This window comes from Burkholderia sp. A2, from assembly GCF_001729305.1.
Classification (GTDB): domain Bacteria; phylum Pseudomonadota; class Gammaproteobacteria; order Burkholderiales; family Burkholderiaceae; genus Burkholderia; species Burkholderia sola.
This window is the reverse complement of record NZ_LZXX01000149.1, coordinates 163,808-187,729: the sequence shown is the minus strand read 5'-3', so window position 1 is coordinate 187,729 and position 23,922 is coordinate 163,808. Positions and strand designations below refer to the sequence as shown.

General features: G+C 68.0%; 20 protein-coding genes. 12 read left to right on the top strand and 8 right to left on the bottom strand.

What is annotated here, in order from left to right; all coding sequences use genetic code 11:
• The first annotated feature begins 181 nt into the window (after positions 1 to 181).
• Entirely contained in the window at positions 182 to 1,801 is a 1,620-nt protein-coding gene (locus tag A9Z05_RS32465) for a methyl-accepting chemotaxis protein (RefSeq protein WP_069621640.1), read from the top strand.
• Here A9Z05_RS32465 and A9Z05_RS32460 read toward each other — a convergent pair.
• Positions 1,774 to 2,883, bottom strand: a complete 1,110-nt coding sequence (locus A9Z05_RS32460) for an AGE family epimerase/isomerase (protein ID WP_069621639.1) — start codon at positions 2,881 to 2,883, stop codon at positions 1,774 to 1,776. The genes A9Z05_RS32465 and A9Z05_RS32460 overlap by 28 nt on opposite strands.
• 114 nt (positions 2,884 to 2,997) lie before the next feature.
• On the opposite strand from A9Z05_RS32460, the gene A9Z05_RS32455 reads away from it, so the two are divergent.
• The 4 genes from A9Z05_RS32455 (at position 2,998) to A9Z05_RS32445 (ending at position 6,120) form a co-directional block, all read left to right on the top strand.
• The gene (locus A9Z05_RS32455) at positions 2,998 to 3,696 is read left to right on the top strand and encodes an MgtC/SapB family protein (RefSeq protein WP_069621638.1); all 699 of its coding nucleotides are present in this window, start codon (positions 2,998 to 3,000) and stop codon (positions 3,694 to 3,696) included.
• Positions 3,697 to 3,788: 92 nt separating this feature from the next.
• Entirely contained in the window at positions 3,789 to 5,159 is a 1,371-nt protein-coding gene (locus A9Z05_RS32450) for a flagellar hook-length control protein FliK (RefSeq protein WP_069621637.1), read from the top strand.
• Between the two features lie 175 nt (positions 5,160 to 5,334).
• On the top strand, positions 5,335 to 5,490 hold the full coding sequence (locus A9Z05_RS37125; RefSeq protein ID WP_174385615.1) for a hypothetical protein: 156 nt from the start codon (positions 5,335 to 5,337) through the stop codon (positions 5,488 to 5,490).
• Between the two features lie 150 nt (positions 5,491 to 5,640).
• On the top strand, positions 5,641 to 6,120 hold the full coding sequence (locus A9Z05_RS32445; RefSeq protein WP_069621636.1) for a GNAT family N-acetyltransferase: 480 nt from the start codon (positions 5,641 to 5,643) through the stop codon (positions 6,118 to 6,120).
• A gap of 143 nt (positions 6,121 to 6,263) precedes the next feature.
• On the opposite strand, the gene A9Z05_RS32440 is transcribed toward A9Z05_RS32445, so the two are convergent.
• Complete coding sequence (locus A9Z05_RS32440) at positions 6,264 to 9,347, bottom strand: heavy metal translocating P-type ATPase (protein ID WP_084044528.1); 3,084 nt, start codon at positions 9,345 to 9,347, stop codon at positions 6,264 to 6,266.
• A gap of 283 nt (positions 9,348 to 9,630) precedes the next feature.
• Between A9Z05_RS32440 and A9Z05_RS32435 the strand changes: the two genes are divergently transcribed.
• The 5 genes from A9Z05_RS32435 to A9Z05_RS32415 all read left to right on the top strand — a co-directional run bounded on the left by A9Z05_RS32435 (position 9,631) and on the right by A9Z05_RS32415 (position 17,355).
• On the top strand, positions 9,631 to 10,194 hold the full coding sequence (locus tag A9Z05_RS32435; RefSeq protein WP_069621635.1) for a PH domain-containing protein: 564 nt from the start codon (positions 9,631 to 9,633) through the stop codon (positions 10,192 to 10,194).
• Positions 10,195 to 10,619: 425 nt separating this feature from the next.
• The gene (locus tag A9Z05_RS35635; protein ID WP_141723527.1) at positions 10,620 to 11,048 is read left to right on the top strand and encodes a helix-turn-helix domain-containing protein; all 429 of its coding nucleotides are present in this window, start codon (positions 10,620 to 10,622) and stop codon (positions 11,046 to 11,048) included.
• A gap of 81 nt (positions 11,049 to 11,129) precedes the next feature.
• Positions 11,130 to 11,600 carry a hypothetical protein gene (locus tag A9Z05_RS32425; RefSeq protein WP_069621633.1) on the top strand — a complete coding sequence of 157 codons (471 nt, stop codon included), beginning with the start codon at positions 11,130 to 11,132 and terminating at the stop codon, positions 11,598 to 11,600.
• 332 nt (positions 11,601 to 11,932) lie between these two features.
• Entirely contained in the window at positions 11,933 to 13,369 is a 1,437-nt protein-coding gene (locus tag A9Z05_RS32420; protein ID WP_069621632.1) for a DUF1254 domain-containing protein, read from the top strand.
• 152 nt (positions 13,370 to 13,521) lie between these two features.
• Positions 13,522 to 17,355 (top strand): DUF748 domain-containing protein, encoded by a 3,834-nt coding sequence (locus A9Z05_RS32415; protein ID WP_069621631.1) that lies wholly within the window; start codon positions 13,522 to 13,524, stop codon positions 17,353 to 17,355.
• Positions 17,356 to 17,416: 61 nt separating this feature from the next.
• Here A9Z05_RS32415 and A9Z05_RS32410 read toward each other — a convergent pair whose 3' ends face one another.
• Entirely contained in the window at positions 17,417 to 17,638 is a 222-nt protein-coding gene (locus A9Z05_RS32410; protein WP_050012198.1) for a hypothetical protein, read from the bottom strand.
• 395 nt (positions 17,639 to 18,033) lie between these two features.
• Here A9Z05_RS32410 and A9Z05_RS32405 point away from each other — a divergent pair, with 395 nt between their 5' ends.
• A complete protein-coding gene (locus tag A9Z05_RS32405) occupies positions 18,034 to 18,228 on the top strand; it encodes a YqaE/Pmp3 family membrane protein (RefSeq protein WP_069621745.1) in 195 nt (64 codons plus the stop codon).
• Between the two features lie 121 nt (positions 18,229 to 18,349).
• Here the strand turns inward: A9Z05_RS32405 and A9Z05_RS32400 are convergent, their stop codons facing one another.
• The 3 genes from A9Z05_RS32400 to A9Z05_RS32390 are packed head-to-tail and all read right to left on the bottom strand — an operon-like array spanning position 18,350 to position 20,950.
• Positions 18,350 to 18,529, bottom strand: a complete 180-nt coding sequence (locus A9Z05_RS32400; protein ID WP_050012191.1) for a hypothetical protein — start codon at positions 18,527 to 18,529, stop codon at positions 18,350 to 18,352.
• Positions 18,501 to 19,508 (bottom strand): cytochrome d ubiquinol oxidase subunit II, encoded by a 1,008-nt coding sequence (gene cydB / locus A9Z05_RS32395; RefSeq protein WP_069621630.1) that lies wholly within the window; start codon positions 19,506 to 19,508, stop codon positions 18,501 to 18,503. Before cydB ends, A9Z05_RS32400 begins: the two co-directional genes overlap by 29 nt.
• A gap of 29 nt (positions 19,509 to 19,537) precedes the next feature.
• A complete protein-coding gene (locus tag A9Z05_RS32390; protein ID WP_012339265.1) occupies positions 19,538 to 20,950 on the bottom strand; it encodes a cytochrome ubiquinol oxidase subunit I in 1,413 nt (470 codons plus the stop codon).
• 386 nt (positions 20,951 to 21,336) lie between these two features.
• On the opposite strand from A9Z05_RS32390, the gene ltaE reads away from it, so the two are divergent.
• Entirely contained in the window at positions 21,337 to 22,350 is a 1,014-nt protein-coding gene (gene ltaE, locus A9Z05_RS32385) for a low-specificity L-threonine aldolase (RefSeq protein WP_069621629.1), read from the top strand.
• Positions 22,351 to 22,449: 99 nt separating this feature from the next.
• Here ltaE and A9Z05_RS32380 read toward each other — a convergent pair whose 3' ends face one another.
• Positions 22,450 to 22,662, bottom strand: a complete 213-nt coding sequence (locus A9Z05_RS32380; protein WP_069621628.1) for a DUF1059 domain-containing protein — start codon at positions 22,660 to 22,662, stop codon at positions 22,450 to 22,452.
• A gap of 167 nt (positions 22,663 to 22,829) precedes the next feature.
• Positions 22,830 to 23,735, bottom strand: coding sequence for an HTH-type transcriptional regulator ArgP (locus A9Z05_RS32375; RefSeq protein ID WP_069621627.1), 906 nt, complete (start codon positions 23,733 to 23,735; stop codon positions 22,830 to 22,832).
• Positions 23,736 to 23,922: the final 187 nt, after the last annotated feature.

Here is a 23,922-nt window from a genome sequence, read left to right as displayed (position 1 = left end):
GATGCGACGCGATTATTGCGCCGAATACGCAAGATCTCCGCGTTTGCGGGCGATTCGACGCGAATGCGCGAGCGACGCACGCGATTGACCCGCGTGGCCGGCCATTCCGCCTAAAGTCCGACGAAGAAATGCCGCTAATGCCGGGGCATCGCCTCATCGTCCGCTCTTCAGGAATTCCCCCATGTTCGGAAAAATCAAGCTCGCGTCGGGTCTGCTCGGCGTGTTGACCGTGTTCTGCCTCTTCCTGTTCGCGATCGAAGCGCTCGGCTTCTGGACGCTCGCGTCGACGCGCCGCGGCGTCGACGATCTGTCGACCGTCGCGATCGCGCAGGTCGACGCGGCCAGCCGCGCGACCGAGCAACTGCTCGACGCGCGCATCAACCTGTCGCGGGCCGGCACGCGGATGGTGCGCGGCGGCCCCAAGCCCGAAGACATCATCCGCCATGCGGGCGCGTCGCTCGCGGAAGCAGACAAGGCGTTCGCGGTGCTGACGGCCGCGCAGCCGGTCGACGACACCAACCGTACACGCGTCGCGGCGCTCACCGAGCGTTATCGCGCGTTGCGCGGCGCGCTGGGCGAACTCGTGCAGTTCCTCGACGCCGACAACATCCAGGCATTCCTCGACCAGCCGACCCAGGGCTTTCAGGACGCGTACATCGCCGAGCTGCATCGCTTCACCGACTACGGCGGCGCGTCGAGCCGCGCGGCGCTCGACACCATCGACGGCGGCATGCTGTGGTTCAAGTCGGTCGGCATCGTGCTGCTGGTGGCGATGCTCGCGGCGAGCGTCGCGATCTACGCGGCCGCGCGGCGCGCGGTCGTCGCGCCGCTGGAGCAGGCCGGCCGCCATTTCGAGCGGATCGCGCAGGGCCGTCTTGACGAAGCCGTGCAGGCGGGCGGCGTGTTCGAGATCGACCGGATGCTGCGCGGCCTCGCCACGATGCAGACGAGCATCGCGGGCACCGTGCGCACGGTGCGCCAGGCGTCCGACGCGATCCACCTCGGCGCGGGCGAGATCGCGGGCGGCAACGCCGACCTGTCGGCACGCACCGGCACGCAGGCCGCGTCGCTCGAGGAAACGGCCGCGAGCATGGAGGAGCTGACGGCAACCGTCCGTCAGAACACCGACAGCGCGCGCGCGGCGAGCGCGCTGGCCGACGCGGCGCTCGAAGCGACGAGCCACGGCGGCGGCGTGGTCGACAGCGTGATCGACCGGATGCGCGGCATCGCGCAGAGTTCGGGGCGGATCGCGGAGATCATCTCGGTGATCGACGGCATCGCGTTCCAGACCAACATCCTCGCGCTGAATGCCGCGGTCGAGGCCGCGCGGGCCGGCGAACAGGGGCGCGGCTTCGCGGTGGTCGCGGGCGAAGTGCGTTCGCTCGCGCAGCGCAGCGCGCAGTCGGCGAAGGAGATCAAGGCGCTGATCGAGGATTCGGTCGCGCAGATCAACGGCGGCGCGGAGCTCGTCGAGCGCGCCGGCGACGCGATGCGCACGGTGTCGGCATCGATCACGCGCGTCGTGCAGACGATGTCGGAGATCACGGCGGCGTCGGTCGAGCAGAGCGTCGGGATCGAGCAGGTGAATCAGGCCGTCACGCAGATGGATCAGCTCACGCAGCAGAACGCCGCGCTGGTCGAGGAAGTCGCGGCGGCGGCCGCGTCGCTGAACGACCAGACCGCGCACCTGATGCAGGCGGTGTCGGTGTTCGAACTGGGCGACGGCCGTGCCGCGCGCGGCGATCGCGCGGCGCCGTCGTTCGCGGCGACGGGTTACGAACCGGCCGGCAGCGCCGCGTAGGCGGTCGCGAGGTGGTAGGGCGTCGTCGACGGCATGTCGGCGCGCGACACCTGCCCGTCGGCCGTCTTGCACTCGAACCAGCCGCGCGGATGCAGGAAGCGCGCGGCGAACCGCTCGATCTGGCGTGCGAGCGGCGCGGAGGCCGGCGTGCCGCCGTGCGTCGCGAGCGCGCGCAGGTATTCGGTCTGCGCCCAGATCCGCTGCGTGCCGTCGATGCACGCGCCTTGCGCGTCGAGCGCCGCGCACACGCCGCCCGTCTGCGGATCGACGCCGTATTGTTCGGCGAACGCGAACGCGCGCGACAGCGCGGCGGGGAGCCCGGTCTGCGCGAGCCGCGCACCGGCCGCATCGACCAGATAGAACCATTCGAACTGATGGCCGGGCTCGAAACGGTTGTCGGCCGCTCCGAGCGGCAACTCGGCCACGCAGCCGGTCGCCGCGTCGACGAACGTGCGCTCGACGGCCTGCGCGGTGTGCGCGAGCGCATCGTCGAACGCCGGGTCGCCGAACGCATCGGCGGCCGCGAGCCACGCTTCGGTCAGATGCATCAGCGGATTCTGCAGCGCCCCGCTGCCGGATGACGAGAAATCGGCGTGGCGCGCGGCATCGAGCAACGCGTCGCCGTGGCGCGGCGCGAAGCGGTCCTGGATCAGCGCGGCGGTGGTTTCGGCCACCGTGCGCGCGGCGGCGTCGCCCGACGCCGCATGCCATGCGGCGCACGCGAACACGATGAACGCGTGCGTATAGAGATCCTTGGTCGTATCGAGCGGCGCGCCCTGCGCGTCGACGCTGTAGATCCAGCCGCCGTGGCGCGCGTCGCGAAAGTGCCGGCACAGCGCGTCGAACAGCGTGGCCGCATGCGCGGTGTCGCCGGCCTGCGCGAACACGAACAGTTGCCGGGCGCACGCCATTGCGCGATAACGGGTCACGGGCAGCGGTGCATGGGTGGCCGGATCGACGGCCTCGAACGGCAGTTGCAATGCTGGGTCGAACCCTGAACCCCGCCAGATCGGCAAGACGACGTGCGCGAAATGGTGGCGCAGCTGGGCGGCCTGGGCGGAAGCGGAGTCGGAAACGGGCATGGCGGGGTTGAGCGCTTGGATCGAAACGTGTCGGCGCGGCCCGGAGAATCGGCGCGGCCGGGGCCAAGGATAAAACATTCCGCGCGGCCGGCACCAAAAAAGGAGATAAATCGGATGCTCAGCAACCTGGAACTCGTGATGCGGCTCGTTCTCGCGGCGGCGCTCGGCAGCGTCATCGGCTTCGAGCGCGAGCGCCTGTCGTGGGCGGCCGGCCTGCGCACGCACATGCTGGTGTGCGTCGGCTCGACGCTGATCATGATCGTGTCGGCGTTCGGTTTCGCCGACGTGCTCGGCAGCAGCGACCACGTCGTGCTCGATCCGTCGCGGATCGCCGCGCAGGTCGTGTCGGGCATCGGCTTCCTCGGCGCGGGGTCGATCCTGCTGCGCGGCGAGATCGTGCGCGGGCTGACGACGGCCGCGAGCCTGTGGTCGGTCGCCGCGATCGGCCTCGCGGTGGGCGGCGGGCTTTATGTCGCGTCGATTTCGGCCACGATCATCATCCTGATCATCCTGGCCGGCATCAAGCCGCTGGAGCGGCGCTATTTCACGGTGCGCCAGCGGCGCCAGCTCGCGTTCACGGTGGCGAGCGGCACGCTGACGTTCGATTCGCTGCACGCGGCGCTCGGCGCCGACAGTGCACGCGTGAAGCAGTTCATCGTGCAGCGTGCCGACGACACGGGCGAGCAGGACGAGGTGCGCATCGCGCTGGCGCGCGTGTCGGAACTCGAATACAAGGCGATCTGCGCCAAGCTGCGCGCGCTGCCGGGCGTCACGCGTTTCGACGGCGGGAACGGGCTGGGAGGCGACGAATAGCGTGAATCGGTTGCGGGGCGTGCGACAATGGCCGATCACCGATTCCGTTCGACATCCGGGTTCGCGTCTGCGGGCCCCGCTATCCGATTTCCATGACCGAATCCGTTTCCGCGCCGCGCTCCCGCTCCCGTTCCACCCGTTCGTCGGCCCGTTCGCGCCAGCGCTCGGCCGCTGCCGCCGGCAGCACGTCCGCCAGGGCGACGGCACGATCCGGCAGCGCACCGGCCGGCGACGCGCCGCGCGACGAACGGACGCTCGACCTGTTCGGCGATCCGGTGCTGGAGCCGGGCGAGCGCATGCCGGTTGCGGCGCGCGACGAAGCGAGCGTGGAAGCCGATGCGGCGGCCGGTGTCGACGACGGGCGACAGGCCACGCTGGACGGGTTCACCCCGCCCGCGGATGTGGATGCGGCTGTGGCAACGCATGCGGAACCTGAAGGCGCGGCGCCGACGGATGTAGCGGCTAAGGTTGTTTCGACGCCTGAACGCGACGTGGCCGCGAACGTCGACGGTGCATCGGCAGAGGGTCTTGCAACGAAGGCAGCCCGTTTGCCTGCGGGCGATGGCGTCGCAACGCAGCGCGACGTGCCCGTGGTCGACGGCGCCGCGAACGCGGTGGCGACGCTGCAAACCGCCGATAGCGCTGCGGTGCAGGCGGCGGAATCGCGAGCGGCAGAGAGCGAAGTCGCGAAGCCTGTCGTCGAGGCGGCAGCCGTCAAATCCCGCGAAGGGAAATCGTCGGGGGATGCGGTGAAGGAGCGTCGCTCGTCGTCTGGCGGCAAGCGCCGGGCGGCTGCCGGCGCAAGCGAAGCGACGGCGGCGCAAGCCGCACCGGTTTCGACGAGCATCGATTCGAAGCGGGAAGCGGCTGACTTGAACCCGCCGCCGGTCATCGCTGCACCGGTCGAGCCGCAGACGCCGGCACAGCCGGCACGATCGTCCGAACCGGCGATCGCCCCGCATTCCGCGAAGCCCCGCGACACGACTCGGCAGCCCGACGCTTCGCCGCCGCCGGTCGCGCAGCCGGTGGCATCCGCCGCGTCGTTCGTGACCAAGCCATCGTCGGAGCGTACGCAACCGGCCGCGCCGGCCTTCGATCCGGACACGCACCTGCGCCCGCTGACCGACCGGATCGCCGCGCTGCAGACCGACGTGGACGGCCTGACGCGCTCGGCCGATCGCGAAATGCGTCGCGTCAACCGCCTGTTGCTCGCGCTGGCGGTCGTCGTGCTGGCGGGGCTCGTCGCGCTGGTGCTGCAAACGCGCCAGATCGCGGGCCTGAAGCAGGACGTCGCCACCAAGCAGCAACGGATCGATCGCCTCGCGGCCGATCTGTCGACGCAGCAGGCCACGCTGATGACGCTCGAGGAGCACCACGAAGCGCTTCTGTCGCAAGTCGACCGGCTTCAGCGCAACGCGAACCGCGAGGCGGCCGTCGGGAAGCGGACTCACCGCGCGCGCTAATCGTTTCGACCCCATCCTGGAAGCCCGACGGAGCAAGGATCGCCGTTCCGCACCGGCGATCAGCTGTTGCGCACGTACGGCAAACCGATGCAGCTCGCTGGCAGAGTTCAGGGAAAACCCTTAGAATGGAGGTCATCTAAGGGAAAACCCTAGCCACGTCTGTCAGGAGTCTCACATGAGCTTCATCTTCGCCCTGCTGCAAAAAATCGACGACCTCTTCGTCTCCCCGCACCTGCCGCTCGACGCCGACTACTCGTACGCTGCGCGTCATGCGGAAGCCGAGCGCGTGCGCCGTGCGCACCTCGTGCCGATCGTCCTGTACCGTCGCTGATTCGCTGATTCGCTGATTCGCTGATTCGCTGATTCGCTGATTCGGCGCGGCGTCCGCCGCACCTGCCGCCCGTTTTCCGCCGCCGCATCGCGCGCCGGTGCGACTGTGCCGCTACACTGGAAGTCCGATTCCGTTCACGGCGACCGGGCCATGCTGCAGATGCGGCCGATGACGGCCGGCGAATTCCACGCGTACCGCACGCGAGCCATCGACGGCTACGCGAGCGACCTCGTTTCCTCCGGGCAAAATGCTGTCGAAGACGCGGCCGATCGTGCGCGCGCCTGTTTCGACACGCTGCTGCCGGACGGCCTGCTGACCGCCGGCCAGACCCTCGTCACGCTCATCGACGGCGCCAGCGGCGACACGGTGGGCGACCTCTGGTACGCGATCGTCCCCGAAGGGCCGAACCGCACGCTGTTCATCTACGACCTCGACATCGTCCCGTCCCGGCGCCGCCAGGGCTGGGCCACGCGTGCGCTCGATGCGCTCGACGCCGAGGCGCGCCGGTACGGCGTCACAGAGATCGGGCTGTCGGTGTTCAATCACAACGCGGCGGCGCGTGCGCTGTATCGCGCGTGCGGCTTCGCGCCGATCACCACGACGTTGATCAAACCGGTCGTGTCGGACTGAATCCGCCAGCCGGCGAGGCGTTGTCACATGCTGCCGGTTCGGCACGCCGTGTAGCGGGCCAACGCCGGCATGCGTTCCGATCCTTCCTGTTGGTCGAACGCCGAACGGCCCGTCCGGCCATTCGCCATTCACCGCCCTCCGCATCAACGCGCGCGGCCTTTCCATCTCCGCAGCAGCAACGCGTTGGTCACGACGCTGACGCTGGAAAACGCCATCGCCGCGCCCGCGATCACCGGATTCAGCAAACCGAGCGCCGCGAGCGGCACGCCGACCAGGTTGTAGACGAACGCCCAGAACAGGTTCTGCTGGATCTTGCGGTACGTGCGTTTGGAGATGTCGATCGCGTCGGCGACGAGCGCCGGGTCGCCGCGCATCAGCGTGATGCCGGCCGTGTGCATCGCGACGTCGGTGCCGGTCGCCATCGCGATGCCGACGTCCGCCGCGGCGAGCGCGGGCGCATCGTTGATCCCGTCGCCGACCATCGCGACGATTCCGCCGTGCGTGCGCTTCAGTTCGGCGACGACGCGCGCCTTGTCGTCGGGCAGCACCTGCGCGTGCACTTCGCCGATGCCGAGCGTCGCCGCGACGGCCGCCGCGCTGCCGCGGTTGTCGCCCGTCACGAGCGCGCTCGCGACGCCGCGCGCCGACAGCGCCGCGATCGCGTCGCGGGCGCCCGGCTTCACGGTGTCGCCGAAGGCGATCAGCGCGAGCACCGCGCGCGGCGCATCGGCACGCATCAGCCACGAGATCGTGTTGCCGGCGCGCTCGAGTTCCGCCGCGCGGGCGTCGAGCGCCGGCGGCACCGCGATGCCGAGTTCGTCGCGCCAGCGCGTGCTGCCGAGCGCGAGCCGCTGCCCGCGGACGTGCGCTTCGACGCCGCGCCCCGCCACCGCACGCGCCTGCGTCGCGACGACCGGCTCCGCCGCGCCACCATGTGCGGCCACGCCCGCGTCATGCGCGGCGACCACCGCACGCGCGAGCGGATGGTCGCTCTGCCGCTGCACGGCCGCCGCGAGCGCGAGCGCTTCGGCGCGCGGCACGCCAACGGCGTCGAACGCCGTCACGGACGGTTTGCCTTCGGTCAGCGTGCCGGTCTTGTCGAATGCGATCACGGTCGTACGCTGCGCGAGTTCGAGCGCCTGCGCGTCCTTGATCAGCACGCCGTGCCGGGCCGCGACGCCGGTGCCGGCCATGATCGCGGCGGGCGTCGCGAGACCGAGCGCGCACGGGCACGCGATCACGAGCACCGCGACCGCGTTGAGGATCGCGGTTTCCATCCCGGCGCCGGCGATCAGCCAGCCGACCAGCGTCAGCACGGCGATGCCGAGGATCGCCGGCACGAACACCTCGCTGACGCGATCGACGAGCCGCTGGATCGGCGCCTTCTCGGCCTGCGCGGATTCGACGAGGCGGATGATGCGTGCGAGCGTCGTTTCCGCACCGATCGCGGTGGTTTCGACGACGAGCGCGCCTTCGCCGTTGATCGAGCCTGCCGTGACGGCGTCGCCGTCGTCCTTCGGCACGGGCAGGCTCTCGCCGGTGATCAGCGATTCGTCGATGTGCGAGCGGCCCGACACGATCCGTCCGTCGACGGGCACGCGCTCGCCGGGCCGGATGCCGACGTGCGTGCCGACGCGCACCTGCGACAGCGGCACGTCGCGTTCGACGCCGTGCTCGACGACGCGCGCGCGGTCGGGGCGCAGCGCGTTCAGCGCGCGGATCGCTTCGGTGGTCTGGCGCTTCGCGCGCGATTCGAGCCACTTGCCGAAGCGCACGAGCGTGACGATGACGGCCGACGCCTCGAAATACAGATGGCCGGGATGCGCGGGATCGCGCAGCAGCATCCACAGGCTCAGCCCGTACGCGGCCGACGTGCCGAGCGCGACGAGCAGGTCCATGTTGCCGGTGCGCGCCTTCACCGCATGCCAGGCCGCGCGGTAGAAGCGCGCGCCGAAGCCGAACTGCACGATCGACGCGAGCACGAGCTGGAGCCAGCCGGGCAGCATCAGGTCGATGCCGAACGGCGCGGCGAGCATCGGCGCGACGAGCGGCGCGCTCAGCACGGCGGCCCCGATCACGAGGTTGCGTTCGCGGATCGCTTCGCGGCGCTTGTGGGCGTCGAGGTCCTGCGCGGGGCGGGCCGGTTGCAAGTCGGCGGCGGCCGTGGCGCCGGCGGGTGACGCGGCGGCAAGCGATGCATGGTAGCCGGCTGTGGTGACCGCCGCGATCAGCGTGGCGGCGTCGAATGCGCCGGCGCCGTGCACCGACGCGCGTTCGGTCGCGAGGTTGACCGTCGCGCGTGCGACGCCCGGCACGGCGGCCAGCGCCTTCTCGACGCGGCCGGCGCAGGACGCGCAGGTCATGCCGCCGATGTCGAGTTCGACGTCGGTGGAAGCGGGCGTGGCAGCGGAAGTGGCGGGCGCAGCCGCGACGGCGGCCGGTGTCGCGCCGTAGCCGGCTTGTTTCACCGCGTCGACAAGCTGTGCAGCAGAGACGGCGTTCGACGCGTCGACGGTCGCGCGTTCGGTCGCGAGGTTGACCGATGCGCGCGTGACGCCCGGCACCTTCGCGAGCGCCTTCTCGACGCGCGACACGCAGGACGCGCAGGTCATTCCGTCGATGTCGAGTTCGATGCTTGCGCGCGCGGGCGCGGCGGGCAATGCAGTGGCGGCGGCCGGGACGACGATCTCCGACGCCGTCGGCGTCGCACCATAACCGGCCTGTTTCACGGCGTCCGCCAACTGGCCGGCCGAAACGCCGGCCGACGCATCGACCGTCGCGCGCTCGGTGGCGAGGTTGACCGATGCGCGCGTGACGCCCGGCACCTTCGCCAGCGCTTTTTCGACGCGTGACACGCAGGACGCGCAAGTCATTCCGTCGATATCGAGTTCGATCGTCGCGGCGGCAGGAGGAAGCGCGGAGGCCACGGACGGCGTTTCGTCGCGCAACGCGTGCGCCGAATGCGTGGCCGCGCCGGCTTCGACCGGCGCCTCGCGCACCGCCGCGCGATAGCCGGCCTCCCGGACGGCGTCGACGAGCTGGCCCGCCGTGACGGTTTCCTGCGCCGTGACCGTCGCCGCATGCGCATCGAGATCGACCGCCGCATCGACGACGCCCGGCACGGCGGCCAGCGCCCGCTGCACGCGGCCCGAGCAGCCGCCGCAATGCATGCCGTCGACGCCCAGTTCGATCGTTTGCAGCGCCGCGGACGCGAGTGGTTCAGTCATGTCGGATTCCCCAAAAGCGCGGTTCGTACCGCGAATGGTTCCAGTATCAACATTCCCATGATGGTAAGGTCAAGCGCCAGATTGCAAGTGGGCGGGAACCCGCGGATTCCACGAGCCGAGCAGCCTCCGTTCAGCCCGTCAATCCTATATGGGGTCGATGGCGGAGCACACTAGTTGTTCGCTTTCGTAGAAAGCGCGACGCATGAGGCGCATCCGACCGGAGCAATATGCCGATGTCTGACTGTAAAATTCGACGCTCTATAAACACGCGCGGGGTCATCCGATGTTTGATTTCAAAAATTCCACCAAAGAGGCATTGAAGGCCGAATACAAACGTATTGCCCAGGAAATCGGAGATGATCAATTCTTTACCAAAAAGGAATTGAATCATCTTCCTGAAATCCTGATGGACGGCGAGCAGGTGTTGGCCTTCTCGTCCGGGTTGATGGATGGCAATACCTGGTTGATCGTCCTTACCGATCACCGCGTCGTGTTCCTCGACAAAGGTCTGATTTACGGTCTTAAGCAGGTTTCGATCAATCTCGACAAGGTGAATTCGGTATCGGGAACGACCGGAATCATGTTCGGTGAAATCCGAATCGAGGACGGCGCCAGCGAGCGGATTGTCAAGAACGTCTGGAAGAAAACGGTTGTTCCGTTCACGAACAAGGTGAGAGACGCGATTCGCGAGTACACGCGCGTATCGAATCCGGCGATCGCCGTATCCGTGCCGCCTGCCGCGGCCGACGTCGTATCGAAGCTGGAGCGGCTCGCCGCGTTGAAGGAGCGTGGGATTCTGACCGATGCCGAGTTCGTGGAGCAGAAGATGAAGATACTGGCGTCGTAATCCCGAGGCGACAGGCAGTGTGGAGGCCGTCGCATCAGATGGAAGCGATGGGCCTTCCGGCAAGCCAAGCTGCGCTCATTCTGTATGAGGCATTGCTCTGCGTCGCTGGGAGTGCGCAATTGCCGACTTTGCGCCGGTAGCGACCGTTCGTGGAAAGCCGGTGCTATCGCCCGGTCCGTCATGATCCAGTTCGGATAGTTGATCATGCCGATGGAGTTAATCGGTCAATTGTCCTGATTAACTGAGCGCTAGAACGGAACCCAATCCCTCGACCCTGCATCATGCGCGCTTCGTACTTTGCCTTCGATACGAGACGCAAGCCGGAAGTTCTCATATTAATAATGACGATATACTTCCCTTCGTTAACCTTGCAGTTCTTTTAATTTGTGGTCAATTGACCACCTGTAACCGTATATGGTTGTCAATTGACCGTCTTTTCGCAAAGGCTCAAAGAGGAACGCCAGCGTCTCGGATTGAACCAGACGGCGTTTGCTTCCCTCGGCGGGGTGTCCAAGGATGCCCAACTCAACTACGAGAACGGCTCGAGGCGGCCGGATTCGGCGTATCTGGAGGCCGTTGCCCACCATGGCGTTGATGTCCTGTATGCGCTCACGGGACAGCGCGACGTCACCGCGCTTTCTGTCGACGAGGGCGATCTCGTGCGCCGGTACCGCGAAGCACCTGCGGTTGTGCGCGCTGCTGCCTTCGCGGCCCTGGTCGCCGGTGCGATGCCGGGCAACTATCCTCATCGGCCCGAATGCGACGGCACGGAGCGGCACGCCGGCGGTAATGCAGGCGCACCCTGCGCGATCGACCGGGGATCCGTACACGCGAAGCGGACTGTCCGCGATTGACGAGTTTGGCAACCGTCGCACGCGGCCGCGTGGCAATTCAATTTCCAACAAGCGCAGATGCGCTAATAATATGAGGGACCAATGAAAAAACTATTCAAAATCGGCCTTGGCATCGTGCTCGCATTGATCGTCATCAGTGTGATTTTCGGCAAGAAACCGGCACCGTCCGCTGCCTCGAATGCGGGAACCGATGTGCCCGCGGTGGCTCCGGGGCAGGCTGAGCAGGCGCAGAAGCCCGTTGAAAAGGTCAGCGTCACCGCATCGGCGCTATTCACCGCCTACGACAAGAATGAAGTCTCCGCGGACCAGAAATACAAGGGCAAGGCCCTGGCTGTGGGCGGAACGGTTCAAAGCATCGACAAGGACGCATTCGACAACATCGTCGTGAAGCTGAAGACCGGCAATGAGTTCATGCCAGTCAATGCTTATCTGAGCAAGGAGCACGAAGCCCTCGCCGCGTCGCTGGAAAAGGGACAGAAGGTATCGTGGGTATGTGAAGGTGCCGGACGTCTCATCGGTAGCCCGATTCTGCGGCATTGCACGCCTGCGTAATCGTTGAGCAAGATTGCGTCACAAAGCCCGCGATTGCGGGCTTTTTTTGTGCTGATCCAGGCGCGGAGGGGCGGCAGGCGCAGCATTCGTCGTCGTCGGCACGAACCGCCTGCCTTTGCTTTCATTTCCACAACAACGGAAATCTGACCAGAAGTCTGAGGTATTCGGCATATTGGGGGATGCCCTTAGGCGCTATGATACCGGCCTGACATCAGCGCCCACCGTTACGAAACGTCATGAACGGTCATTCGGGCACGCTGGGGTGCCTTGCTTCGCCGTTCGCGAGACGAACAAGGCGTTGACTGAAAAGAACGATATTCGGCCAGTAATCGATGATTGAAAACCAGCGAGAATCAGTTTCTCTGCGACGCGCGTGCGCGTCGCTGGCCATTGCGGCGTTGCTTGCAGGATGCGCGTCGCAACCGGATGCGATCCAGCGGAAAACCGGCTGGATGCGCGCGGAAGTCGCCGACTCCTATATCTATGCGTATCCGCTCGTGCTGATGGACGTCGCGAAGGAAGCGGCGACGGGCGGCGACGGCGCGCAACCGGGGCAGGCGCCGCTCAACACGCTGCGCCATGCGCAGGCGCTGCCGCCCGTCGGCGCGGTCAATCCGCCGCTGCCGGGCGTCGACACGCTCGACTCGACCGGCTGGCTCGACGTCGCCGCCGAACCCGTGATCGTCACGCTGCCCGACACGCGCGGCCGCTACTGGGACGCGCGTGCACTCGACATGTGGACGAACGTGCTGTGGTCGTCGTCGAGCGTCGCGGCGCGCGGCGCGCGTGGCGCCGGGCGATCGCAAACGATTGCCTTCGCCGCGAAGGAATGGCAGGGCACGCTGCCGAAGGGCGTGGTGCGGGTCGACGTGCCGTCCGCCAATGCGTGGCTCGAAGTGCGGCTGCAGACGAGCGGCGGGCGCGACCTGACGAACGTGAAGAAACTGCAGCGCGCGATCCGCGTGGTGCCGCTGTCGGTCTACACGGGCGCCGAGCGCGGCGCGTCGGTCGCGGTCCACGCGGGCAGCGCGCCGTCCGAAGCGGTAAGCGGCGGCACGCCGGCCGAGCAGGTGGCCGCGCTCGACCCGAAGGCGTTCTTCACGCGTTTCGCACGGGCGCTGCAGGACAATCCGCCGCCGGTCGACGACGCGCACGCACAGGAATCGCTCGGCGACATCGGCGTGACGGCCGGCTATCCGGTGCTGTGGACGGGCGACCGTCTCACGGCCGCCACGGCCGGCGTGGCCGAGGCGCGCGCGCGGCTCGCGACGCCGCCGTCGAACCTGCTGAACGCGAACGGCTGGACCTGGATCGGCGATACGGCCGGCAAGTACGGCCAGGACTACGCGCTGCGCGCGTACGCCGCCTATACGCAGTTCGGCACCGCAACGCGCGACGACGAGACGCTCGCGGTCACCCGCGTCGACAGCGACGGTCACGCGCTGAACGGCGCGAACCGCTACGTGCTGCATTTCGCGCCGGGCGCGCTGCCGCCGGTGCGCGCGTTCTGGACGCTCACGCCGTACACCACCAACGGCGCGCTGCCGGACGTCGGGTCGGCGCGGCGCTCGCTCGGCGATCGCGATCGACTGCGCCGCAACCGCGACGGCTCGGTCGACATCGTCGTATCGGCGTCGCCGGGCGGCACGCATGCGGCCAACTGGCTGCCCGCGCCGCGTACCGATTTCGCGCTTGCGTTGCGGCTGTACGCACCGAAGCCGCAGGCGAGCGACGGGTCGTGGATGCCGCCCGTCGTCGTCCGGAAATGAACGGTTGACCGCCGCCGTTGTCCGACCGGCGGGCGCGGCGGCGGCGCCCGACCGCCGTACCGTCACCTCCTGAGCCTATACTTTCGGGATAGCGTGCGCGGCCGCCCGGTTTGTCCGGTGCGGCCCGGCATCCATTCCCGAGGCATTCAAGCATGGCAAGCGCAGACAAAGAAACCCTACCCTCGACCCTCCATGCCCTCGGTGGCGTAGCACGCTCGCGCCGGACCCGGCGTATCGGCATCGGCCTGCTGATCTTCGTCGTTTTGTTCGGACTGCTCGGCTTCTTCGCGGCGCCGCCGCTGATCCGCTATGTCGCCGAACAGCAGTTGAGCAAGCAACTGGACCGGCCGGCCACGATCCAGCGCATCGCGCTGAACCCGTACACGCTGAATCTCGAAGCCGACGGCATTCATCTCGGCGAGCGCGGCGGCCAGGGCGACTTCATCGACATCGGCAAGCTCGTCGTGAGGCCGTCGTGGTCGTCGCTGTTTCGCGGCGCGCCGATCGTCAACGAAATCCGGCTCGACTCGCCGCGCTTTCACGTCGTCCGCTACGACGCGCAGCGCTTCAACTTCACCGACCTGATCGAGAAGTTCTCGTCGCCGTCGCCGACACCCGACAGCAAGCCGACGCAGTTCTCGGTGTCGAACATCCAGGTCAACGACGGCCGGATCGATTTCGACGATCGCCTGCTGAACGAAAAGCACGTGGTCGACAACTGGACGCTCGGCATTCCGTACATCGCGACGCTGGCCTCGAAGACCGACATCTTCGTCGAGCCGAAGCTGCGCGCGCGCTTCGACGGCAGCCCGATCTCGATCGACGGCAAGACCAAGCCGTTCGCGCAGTCGCGCGAATCGGAGATCGCGCTGAAGTTCGACCGCCTCGACGTGCCGAAGCTGATCTCGTACGTGCCGGCGAAGCTGCCGGTGGCCGTGACGAGCGGCCTGCTGAGCAGCAACCTCACGGTCAATTTCGTGATGAGCGGCGAGACGCCCGCGTTGCGCGTGTCGGGCACCGTCGACCTGAACGACGCGAAGGTGACCGACCGCGCGTCGGCGCCGCTGTTCGCCGCGCGCGGCGTGCACGTCGCGGCGACCGGACTGGAACCGCTGCGCAACGCGATGCATTTCGACGAGATCCGGCTCGACCAGCCGGTGGTCGACCTGTCGCGCGACAAGCAGGGCGTGCTGAACGTCGAGAAGCTCGTCGCGCAACCGGCCGCCGTGCCGAAGGCCGAAGCCGGCAAGCCGGCCGCGTCGGCCGTCGCCGTTGCCGGGGCGTCCGCGGCTTCCGGGGCTTCCGGCGCGACCGTCGCCGCAGCCAGCGGCGCGAAGGCCGAAGGCGCCGCCGCGAAGGAAGCGCCGCCGCTCGACCTGACGATCCGTCACGTCGCGATCGACGGCGGCACGATCAACGTCGACGACCGCGTGCCGGCGACGCCGACCGCGCTGTCGCTGACGAAGCTCGCCGCGACGCTCGACGGCTTCACGCTGCAGGGCAAGACGCCGGCGAAATACACGCTGTCGACGTCGCTGTCGCGCGGCGGCGACGTGAACGCCGAAGGGACGTTCAATCTCGCGGCGAAGCAGGCCGACACGAAGCTGACGGTCGCCGCGCTCGCGCTGCCGGCGCTGCAGCCGTACCTCGGCGAGGCGACGCGCGCGCGCGTGCTCGACGGCACGCTCGGCGCGACCGTCAACGCGAAGACCGACTGGGGCAAGACACCGCTCGCCGCGGAAGTCGCGGACAGCACGGTCAGCCTGAAATCGCTGAAGCTCGCCGCGCCGGACAACAAGGCGCCCGCGATCGTGCTGCCCGACGCGAACGCGAAGATCGCGAAGGTCGACGTCGCCGCGCGCACCGCGGAAATCGCGAGCGTCGACGCGACTGGCCTCGCGCTCGACGTGAAGCGCCTGAAGGACGGCAAGATCGACCTCGCAGCGCTGGGCGAACCCGCGCAGGCGGCGGTGCCGCCGCGCACGGTCGCGCGCAAGGCGCAGGCCGCCGCGCCGTCGTGGCACTACCGGATCGACGCGCTGAACGTGAAGGACGCGTCCGCGAACTTCACCGACCTGTCGACGCCGCGCCCGGTGAAGCTGGCGATCAAGCCGCTGGAGCTGTCGGTGCAGAAGGTGAGCGACGACCTGACGAAGCCGCTGCCCGTGCAGCTGAAGGCGACGCTGAATCGCAAGGGTTCGCTGAACGTGACGGGCGACGTGACCGCGCAGCCGCTGAAGCTCGGCCTGAAGATCAACGGCAACCGTCTCGACGCGGCCGCGTTCGAGCCGTACTTCGGCAGCGCGCTGAACGCGACGATCGCGAGCGCGCTGCTCAACGCGCAGGGCAGCCTGACGTTCGCGCAGGTGAAGGACACGCCGCGGGCGATCTATCGCGGCGACGTCGCGCTGGTCGACGTGCGGATGCTCGACAAGGCGACGTCCGACCCGTTCGCCGGCTGGCGCTCGCTCGCGCTGTCGAACCTGAAGGCGAGCTACGACGAGAAGGGCACCGACGTCGACGCCGCGCGCGTGACGTTCTCGAACTTCTACGGCCGCGTGCTGCTCGACGCGCAGGGCCGGCTGAACCTGAAGGACGTGGTCGCGAAGGAGACGGGCCCCGCGCAGTCGCTCACGCGAGACGCGAGCAAGGGCGAGCCGGTGCCGCTGTCGCCGGGCGTGACGCCGCCGGCCGCCGCGCAGGCCGCCTCGGCCGCGGCCGCGCAGCAGGCGTCCGTGCCGGCCGCCGCGTCGGCGACGGTGGTCGTGAAGGCCGCGCCGCAGCCGCAGAACCCGGTGCGGATGCACTTCGGCGAACTGCTGCTGCAGAACGGACGCGTCACGTACACGGACAACTTCATCAAGCCGAACTACACGGCGAACCTCGTCGCGATCAAGGGCACGGTCGGCGCGTTCGGCACCGATTCGACGACGTCCGCGCCGGTCGACGTCGCCGCGAACCTCGCGGGCAACGGGCCGATCTCGATCAAGGGCACGGTGAACCCGCTGATCGAGAAGCCGGCGCTCGACCTCACGGCGACCGCGCACGACATCGAGCTGACCAACCTGACGCCGTATTCGGCGAAGTACGCGGGCTATCCGATCACGAAGGGCAAGCTCAACGTCGATCTGCACTACCAGCTTGCGAACGACCAGCTGTCGGCGAACAACCACATCTTCATCGACCAGCTCACGTTCGGCGATCACGTCGAGAACGACACGGCGACGAAGCTGCCGGTGAAGCTCGCGATCTCGCTCTTGAAGAACACGCGCGGCCAGATCGACGTGAACCTGCCGGTGTCGGGCTCGCTGTCGAATCCGGAATTCAGCGTCGGCGGGCTGATCTGGCACGCGGTGCTGAACCTGATCGCGAAGGCCGTCACGTCGCCGTTCACGCTGCTCGCGAATGCGTTCGGCGGCAGCGGCGGCGAGGATCTCGGCTATGTCGAGTTCGCGCCGGGCTCGTACCAGTTGACCGACGCGCAGCAGAAGAAGCTCGACACCGTCGTGAAGATGCTGACCGAGAAGCCGTCGATCCGTCTCGACCTGATCGGCCGCGTCGATCCGGCGCAGGACACGCCGGGGCTGCGCGACGCGTACGTCGAGCGGCTCGTGCGCCAGCAAAAGCTGAAGGACGTGATCGGCCAGGGCGAGAGCGTCGATCCGATGTCGGTGAAGGTCGACAAGGCCGAATACTCGAAGTACCTGACGCGCGCGTACAAGGCCGCCGATTTCAAGAAGCCGCGTAATCTGGTCGGCCTGCAGAAGACGCTGCCCGATGCGGACATGAAGCAGGCGCTCGCCGATCACGCACCGGCCGACGACAACGCACTGCGGGCGCTCGCGCAGCAGCGCGCGCAGGCCGTGCGTCAGTATCTCGACGGCAAGATCGACTCGAGCCGCATGTTCGTCGTCGCGCCGAAGCTCGACGCGAAGGGCATCTCGGACAAGGGCGCGACGACCCGCGTCGACTTCGGGCTGCAGTAAGCCTTACCACCATCCGTCATCCGCCGCCGCGCCCGCACCCGCCGGGCGCGGCGGCTTTTTTTCAGCGGCTGGCGACGGCCGGCTCGCGCTTGTCCAGCTCCTTCCTCGCGGCCAGCGGCAGACGCGCGTCGTCCCACTGCGTCAGCCATTCGACTTCCTTCGTGGTGAACACCGGTCCGTGGTTGCGCAACGCGTACTGCAGCGCGTCGACGACGTGATGGCGAATGATTTCGGGGGTACGTGCATCGTCCAGCACGAACCGGAGGGCTTCCAGGGTCGACATACTCGTGCTCCGGGTCAGGGAAAACCCTTTATGCCACGCCAATAGTCGCGGGCCAACCCGAAAAAAAATCCCGGCCGCACGGGCCGGCGCCCGGTAAACGAGCTCGTCGACACGAAGCAGGTCGCGCCGACGATCCTCGCGCTGCTCGACGCAGACCCGCACCTGCTGCAGGCGGTCGTCGCCGAGAACGCGCGCCTGCTGCCGGGGCTCGGTATCGGGCGTTCAGCGCCGGGGGCGGCGGTGTGTCCGCGGCATCGCGCGGGCGCGTCGGAAGAGGAACGCGGCGCCGGGTAGACGACCGTGCCGCGATGCCCGGTGCGTGGCTTGAATTCCGGCGCATGCACCGGCATATTCGTCACGCATTCCCGTTCAACGACGCGCCGAGAGGATCGTTCATGCGCCTGCTGCTTGCCCTGCTGTTGCCGTGGTTCCAGTTCTTCACGATCGGCCGCCCGATCGCCGGGATCATCTGTCTGCTCCTGCAAATCACGATCATCGGGTGGCTGCCGGCCGCGATCTGGTCGGTGTATGCGTTGAGCCAGTACAAGACCGATCGCAAGATCGAGGCGGCGTTGCGCGGGCGGGGGTAGGAGGGGAGCGGCTCGCGTCACCGGCCGACTGGCGGGATTCGTCGTTGCGAGCCTGCCGGAATCGGCCATCCACGACAAAACGGCCGCCCGGTCGATCGTTCGACCCGGGCGGCCGCTCGGCCTACTTCACCGCAAACAGCGTCAGGTTCATGAAGATCTTGAACGCATAGCCGAGCGTGACGGCGCCGATCACGCCGCCCGCCCACAGAACGACGAACCACATCCAGCCGCGCATCCGCGGCCGCGGCGCGCCGGGCTGGCCGGCGGTGGAATCAGTGGTGGTAGTAATGCTGGTCTTCATGACGCACCTTGCCTCGGAATACCCAATAACCCATCGTCGTGTAGGCGATGATGATCGGGAGGATAACCGCTGCGCCGACCAGCGTGAAGGTCTGGCTCGAACGCGGCGCCGCCGCTTCCCAGATCGTCATCGTCTGCGGAATCGCATACGGGAACAGCGTGACGAGCAGGCCGACGTAGCCGAGCAGCACCAGCGCGAGCGCGAGCACGAACGGCGTCATGTCGTGCCGGTCGCGCACCGCGCGACGCATCCACGCCGCGCACGCGGCCACCAGGAACGGCACCGGCAGCAGGCGCCAGAACAGCCCCGAATCGAACCAGCGCTGCGCGATGGCCGGATCCTGCAGGGGCGTCCACAGGCTGATCACGGCGATGAAGCCGAGCAGCACGACGGTCAGCGGCCACACGACGCGATGCAGGCGGCGCTGCAGGTCGCCTTCGGTCTTCGCGACGAGCCAGCAGCAGCCGAGCAGTGCGTAGGTCACGATCAGGCCGAGGCCCGTCAGCAGGCTGAACGGCGTGAGCCAGTCGAACGCGCCGCCGGCGTACACGCCGTCCTTCACGTCGATGCCCTGCAGGAACGCGCCGAGCGCGATGCCCTGGAACAGCGTCGCGCCGGCCGAGCCGCCGATGAACGCGAGATCCCACAGCTGCTTCGTGCGTCGGGCCTTCGCGCGGATCTCGAACGACACGCCGCGGAAGATCAGGCACACCAGCATGAAGATCAGCGGCAGGTACAGCGCCGACAGCACGGTCGAATAGACGATCGGGAACACCGCGAACAGCCCGGCGCCGCCGAGCACGAGCCACGTCTCGTTGCCGTCCCACACGGGGGCGACCGTGTTCATCATCAGGTCGCGTTCCTTTTCGTCCGGGAAGAACGGGAAGACGATGCCGATGCCGAGGTCGAAGCCGTCGAGCACGACGTACATGAAGAGCCCCAATGCGATGATCGCGGCCCAGATTACGGTGACGTCCATAGGTTTTCTCGTTTGCGAATGGGGTGGGCTCAGACGGTCTCGATCAGCTCGTCGACGGCCGACATCGGGCGGCGCGCGGTGTGATCGGGGCGCGTGTCCGGTTTATCGTCGTGCTTGACGTCGGGCAGCGCGGGGCCGGCCTTCATCAGCTTCAGCATGTAGTACACGCCGGTGCCGAACACGAGGAAGTACACGATCACGAACGTCATCATCGACAGGCTGACCTGCTGCACCGACAGCGGCGACACGGCCTGCGCGGTGCGCATCACGCCATACACGACCCACGGCTGGCGGCCGGCCTCGGTCGTCACCCAGCCCGCGAGCAGCGACACGAAACCGGTCGGGCCCATCACGAGCGCGAAGCGCTGGAACCACTTCGATTCATACAGGCGGCCGCGGCGGCGCAGCAGCCACGCGAGCGCGGCGAGGCCGATCATCGCGAAGCCGAGGCCGACCATGATCCGGAAGCTCCAGAACACGACCGTCGAATTCGGGCGGTCTTGCGGCGGAAAGTCCTTCAGCCCGCGGATCTCGCCGTCCCAGCTGTGCGTGAGGATCAGGCTGCCGAGGTGCGGCACCTTCACCGCGTAGCGGGTCGTTTCCGCCTGCATGTCCGGAATGCCGAACAGGTTCAGCGCGGTGCCGCCCTTTTCGGTTTCCCACAGCCCTTCGATCGCGGCGATCTTCGCGGGCTGGTGCTTCAGCGTGTTGATGCCGTGCTGGTCGCCGATCACGGCCTGCAGCGGTGCGAGTACGAGCAGCAGCCACAGGGCCATCGAGAACATCTTCTTCACGCCCTTGTCGCGGCGGCCCTTCAGCAGGTGCCACGCGCCGGTCGCGGCCACCACCAGCGCGGCGACGATGAACGCGGCGATCGCCATGTGGAACAGGCGGTACGGGAACGACGGGTTGAAGATGATCGCGAACCAGTCGGTCGGCACGACGCGGCCGTCGACGATCTCGAAGCCCTGCGGCGTCTGCATCCAGCTGTTCGACGCGAGAATCCAGAACGTCGAGATCAGCGTGCCGATCGCGACCATCAGCGTCGCGCCGAAGTGCGCGCGCGGGCTCACGCGGTTCCAGCCGAACAGCATGATGCCGAGGAAGCCGGCTTCGAGGAAGAACGCGGTCATGACCTCGTACATCAGCAGCGGGCCGGTGACGGCGCCGGCGAAGCTCGAGAAGCCCGACCAGTTGGTGCCGAACTGATAGCTCATCACGACGCCGGAGACGACGCCCATCCCGAACGCGACCGCGAAGATCTTCGACCAGAACAGGCAGAGCGTCTTGTAGTACTGCTTGCCGGTCTTGAGCCAGCGATATTCGAGCACGGCGATGAAGCTGGCGAGGCCGATGCTCAGCGCCGGAAAGACGATGTGAAAGGAGACGGTGAACGCGAATTGCAGGCGGGCCAGATCGAGGGCCGAGAGTGCGGTGTCCATACCAGATGACCGAGGCTGACGATACCCGCCGGCGGGTGCCGGCGGACCCCGGCGGACAGGCGTCGGGGTTGGCTGGAGTATGGGCTGCGATGTTGCACCGCGAAATGCGCCAACTCGTCGCAGATGTCCAGCCCGTCGCGCGCGATTTCCGGATAAATCGTTGATTCGTATCAAGAAGGCCGTTCGCGACGCCTGCGGCCGCGGCGTGGCGGTCTGCCGCACGTGCGTCAATATGGCGCGTCGCGTCATTGGAACGACGCCGCGCGTGCGGCATCGCGGTGCGCGGCGACGGCCGGCACGCGCCGCGCGAATTGCGTACACTCTCAGTCTCGTTTCGGCAGGGCCGGGCGCCTCGGTTCCGGCTCGCGTTTACCCAGGGCACAGCGATGATCGATTTACGCAGCGATACCGTGACACGTCCGAGCCAGGCGATGCTGGCCGCCATGACCGCCGCCGAAACCGGCGACGACGTGTGGGGCGACGACCCGACCGTCCTGCGCCTGCAGGCGGTGACGGCCGAGCGGACCGGCAAGGAGGCCGGCCTGTTTTTCCCGAGCGGCACGCAGAGCAACCTCGCCGCGCTGATGTCGCACTGCGAGCGCGGCGACGAGTACATCGTCGGCCAGCTCGCGCACACCTACAAGTACGAAGGCGGCGGCGCGGCCGTGCTTGGCAGCATCCAGCCGCAACCGATCGAGAACGCGCCGGACGGCACGCTGCCGCTCGCGAAGATCGCCGCGGCGATCAAGCCGCTCGACAATCACTTTGCGCGCACGCGCCTGCTCGCGCTCGAAAACACGATCGGCGGCCAGGTGTTGCCGGAAGGCTATGTGCACGAAGCGGTCGCGCTCGCGCGCAGCCGCGGGCTATCCACGCACCTCGACGGCGCGCGGGTCTGCAACGCGGCCGTCGCATCGGATCGCCCGATCGCCGAGCTGTGCGCGCCGTTCGACACCGTGTCGATCTGCTTCTCGAAAGGGCTCGGTGCGCCGGTCGGCTCGGTGCTGGTCGGCAGCCGTGCGCTGATCGAGCGCGCGCAGCGCTGGCGCAAGGTGCTGGGTGGCGGGATGCGTCAGTCGGGCATTCTGGCGGCGGCATGCCTGTATGCGCTCGATCACAACGTCGAGCGGCTCGCGGACGATCACGCGAATGCCGCGCATCTCGCGGCCGGTCTCGCGCGCATCGATTCGGTGAAGGTGCTGTCGCATGCGACGAACATGGTGTTCGCGCAATTCCCCGAAGCCGATTGCGCGCCGCTCGAGGCGTGGCTGAAGGAACGCGGGATCCTCACGCAGATGCTGTATGCGTCGCGCTTCGTCACGCATTGCGACGTGTCGCGCGCGGACATCGATACCTTTGTCGGCGCGGTCGGCGCGTATTTCGCGCAGCGTCGCGCATGAAGCGGAACGCGCCGGCCGGCGACGGGCCGGCGCGGCATGACGCAACACAGGAAGGGGTGACGCGGCGCGTGGTCCGTCGATCGTTGCAGTGACGGCGGATCAAGCTTGCCGCGGCATGTCGGCGGGCGGCGTGCCGTCGTGAAACAGCGATTTCAGCTGCGTGCGCAGTTCGGCGCTGTCGGTGTGCTGGTGGACCGACACCGCGTGCTGAACGGCGGCCTCCAGCAGTTCGTTGTCGGAGTCGGCGGAAATCGCGACCGAGCAATGCATCGCGCTGGGAAACTCGCGGCAATCGATATAGCGGCGGGACATGATGTTCTCCTCACATGAAAGGGAACGGCCGGACCTGGATGATCGGCCGCGCGGCGCGTTCGCGAGGCCGATGCGAGAAGTATAGGCGGCGTGGCCGACTTTCTCGTCGTCGTGCGTACCGCGCCCGCAGCGTCGATCGCCCGCGCCAGTTCGCGCCCGCCGGCGCGTCACGGCAACGGCGCGAGCAGCCGGCGCGCCGCTTCGACCACCCGCGCGGACAGCGACGCCATCGTCGGCGACTGCACGGTCCACGCGTGCCAGTACAGCGTGACGTCGGTCGGATGCGCGGGCGCGAGATCGACGAGCCCCTGCGCATCGAGCGGCGCGGCGCCGATCAGCGGCTCCGGCACCATCGCGTAGCCGAGCCCGTGCCGCACCGCCGCGAAGTGCGAATGGGTGCCCGGCACGTAGTGGCATGGGTACGCGCCTTCGGGCAACCCGAACTTCTCCTTCAGGAATGACGATTGCAGCGTGTCGCGCCGCGAATACGCGACGACGGGCGCGTGGCGCGCGCTCGTGCGGTTCAGCCCGCGCGGAAACCAGCGCACCGCGAACGCGGCGGCCGCGAGCAGCCGGTAGCGCATCGTGCCGAGCGGCGTCGCGATGCAGCCGCGCATCGGCTTCGGCTCGGTCGTCACGCAGCCGACCGCCATCCCGCTTTCGAGCAACGCGAACGTGTGATCCTGATCCTCGACGATCAGCTCGAACAGGATCCGCTCGCCCGCGAGCACGGACGTCAGTGCCGGCAGGAACCACGTGCCGAGGCTGTCGGAATTGAGTGCGATCGTGACCGAGATCGGCGATTCGCGCTCGGCCGCGAGCGTGCTTTGCAGGTCGGCCTGCAGCAGCGCGACGCGGCGCAGGTGCTGCAGCACGCGCTGCCCGGCCACCGTCGGGCGGCACGGCCGCGTGCGCAGCACGAGCGGCGTGCCGAGGCTCGCTTCCAGCGCGCGGACCCGCTGCGTGACGGCGGACGCGGTCACGTGCAGGCGCACGGCTGCCTGCTCGAAGCTGCCGGTGTCGGCGACGGCCAGCAGCGCGGCGGCTTGCTTCGGATCGATCGTCATCGACATGTCGGGGGCATTCCTGTGATCGGGGACGAGAACAGGCGGTAGTGTAAGGCAGCGTGGGCCGCCGTTCCGGCGCGGCGAATCGTCCCGCGGTACGAGATTCGTCGATGGAATCGGTTGCCGTAGGGGATGCGCGGCGCGGCGGCGCGGGCATTTTGATCTACGCTGTCTGAATGGGCGCGATGCCGCT

What these genes read in the sequence shown, in the direction of transcription:
- A9Z05_RS32465 (WP_069621640.1), top strand. Translation starts at nt 182, where the DNA reads ATGTTCGGAAAAATCAAGCTCGCGTCGGGTCTGCTCGGCGTGTTGACC.
- A9Z05_RS32460 (WP_069621639.1), bottom strand. Translation starts at nt 2,883, where the DNA reads ATGCCCGTTTCCGACTCCGCTTCCGCCCAGGCCGCCCAGCTGCGCCAC.
- A9Z05_RS32455 (WP_069621638.1), top strand. Translation starts at nt 2,998, where the DNA reads ATGCTCAGCAACCTGGAACTCGTGATGCGGCTCGTTCTCGCGGCGGCG.
- A9Z05_RS32450 (WP_069621637.1), top strand. Translation starts at nt 3,789, where the DNA reads ATGACCGAATCCGTTTCCGCGCCGCGCTCCCGCTCCCGTTCCACCCGT.
- A9Z05_RS37125 (WP_174385615.1), top strand. Translation starts at nt 5,335, where the DNA reads ATGAGCTTCATCTTCGCCCTGCTGCAAAAAATCGACGACCTCTTCGTC.
- A9Z05_RS32445 (WP_069621636.1), top strand. Translation starts at nt 5,641, where the DNA reads ATGCTGCAGATGCGGCCGATGACGGCCGGCGAATTCCACGCGTACCGC.
- A9Z05_RS32440 (WP_084044528.1), bottom strand. Translation starts at nt 9,347, where the DNA reads ATGACTGAACCACTCGCGTCCGCGGCGCTGCAAACGATCGAACTGGGC.
- A9Z05_RS32435 (WP_069621635.1), top strand. Translation starts at nt 9,631, where the DNA reads ATGTTTGATTTCAAAAATTCCACCAAAGAGGCATTGAAGGCCGAATAC.
- A9Z05_RS32425 (WP_069621633.1), top strand. Translation starts at nt 11,130, where the DNA reads ATGAAAAAACTATTCAAAATCGGCCTTGGCATCGTGCTCGCATTGATC.
- A9Z05_RS32420 (WP_069621632.1), top strand. Translation starts at nt 11,933, where the DNA reads ATGATTGAAAACCAGCGAGAATCAGTTTCTCTGCGACGCGCGTGCGCG.
- A9Z05_RS32415 (WP_069621631.1), top strand. Translation starts at nt 13,522, where the DNA reads ATGGCAAGCGCAGACAAAGAAACCCTACCCTCGACCCTCCATGCCCTC.
- A9Z05_RS32410 (WP_050012198.1), bottom strand. Translation starts at nt 17,638, where the DNA reads ATGTCGACCCTGGAAGCCCTCCGGTTCGTGCTGGACGATGCACGTACC.
- A9Z05_RS32405 (WP_069621745.1), top strand. Translation starts at nt 18,034, where the DNA reads ATGCGCCTGCTGCTTGCCCTGCTGTTGCCGTGGTTCCAGTTCTTCACG.
- A9Z05_RS32400 (WP_050012191.1), bottom strand. Translation starts at nt 18,529, where the DNA reads ATGAAGACCAGCATTACTACCACCACTGATTCCACCGCCGGCCAGCCC.
- cydB (WP_069621630.1), bottom strand. Translation starts at nt 19,508, where the DNA reads ATGGACGTCACCGTAATCTGGGCCGCGATCATCGCATTGGGGCTCTTC.
- A9Z05_RS32390 (WP_012339265.1), bottom strand. Translation starts at nt 20,950, where the DNA reads ATGGACACCGCACTCTCGGCCCTCGATCTGGCCCGCCTGCAATTCGCG.
- ltaE (WP_069621629.1), top strand. Translation starts at nt 21,337, where the DNA reads ATGATCGATTTACGCAGCGATACCGTGACACGTCCGAGCCAGGCGATG.
- A9Z05_RS32380 (WP_069621628.1), bottom strand. Translation starts at nt 22,662, where the DNA reads ATGTCCCGCCGCTATATCGATTGCCGCGAGTTTCCCAGCGCGATGCAT.
- A9Z05_RS32375 (WP_069621627.1), bottom strand. Translation starts at nt 23,735, where the DNA reads ATGTCGATGACGATCGATCCGAAGCAAGCCGCCGCGCTGCTGGCCGTC.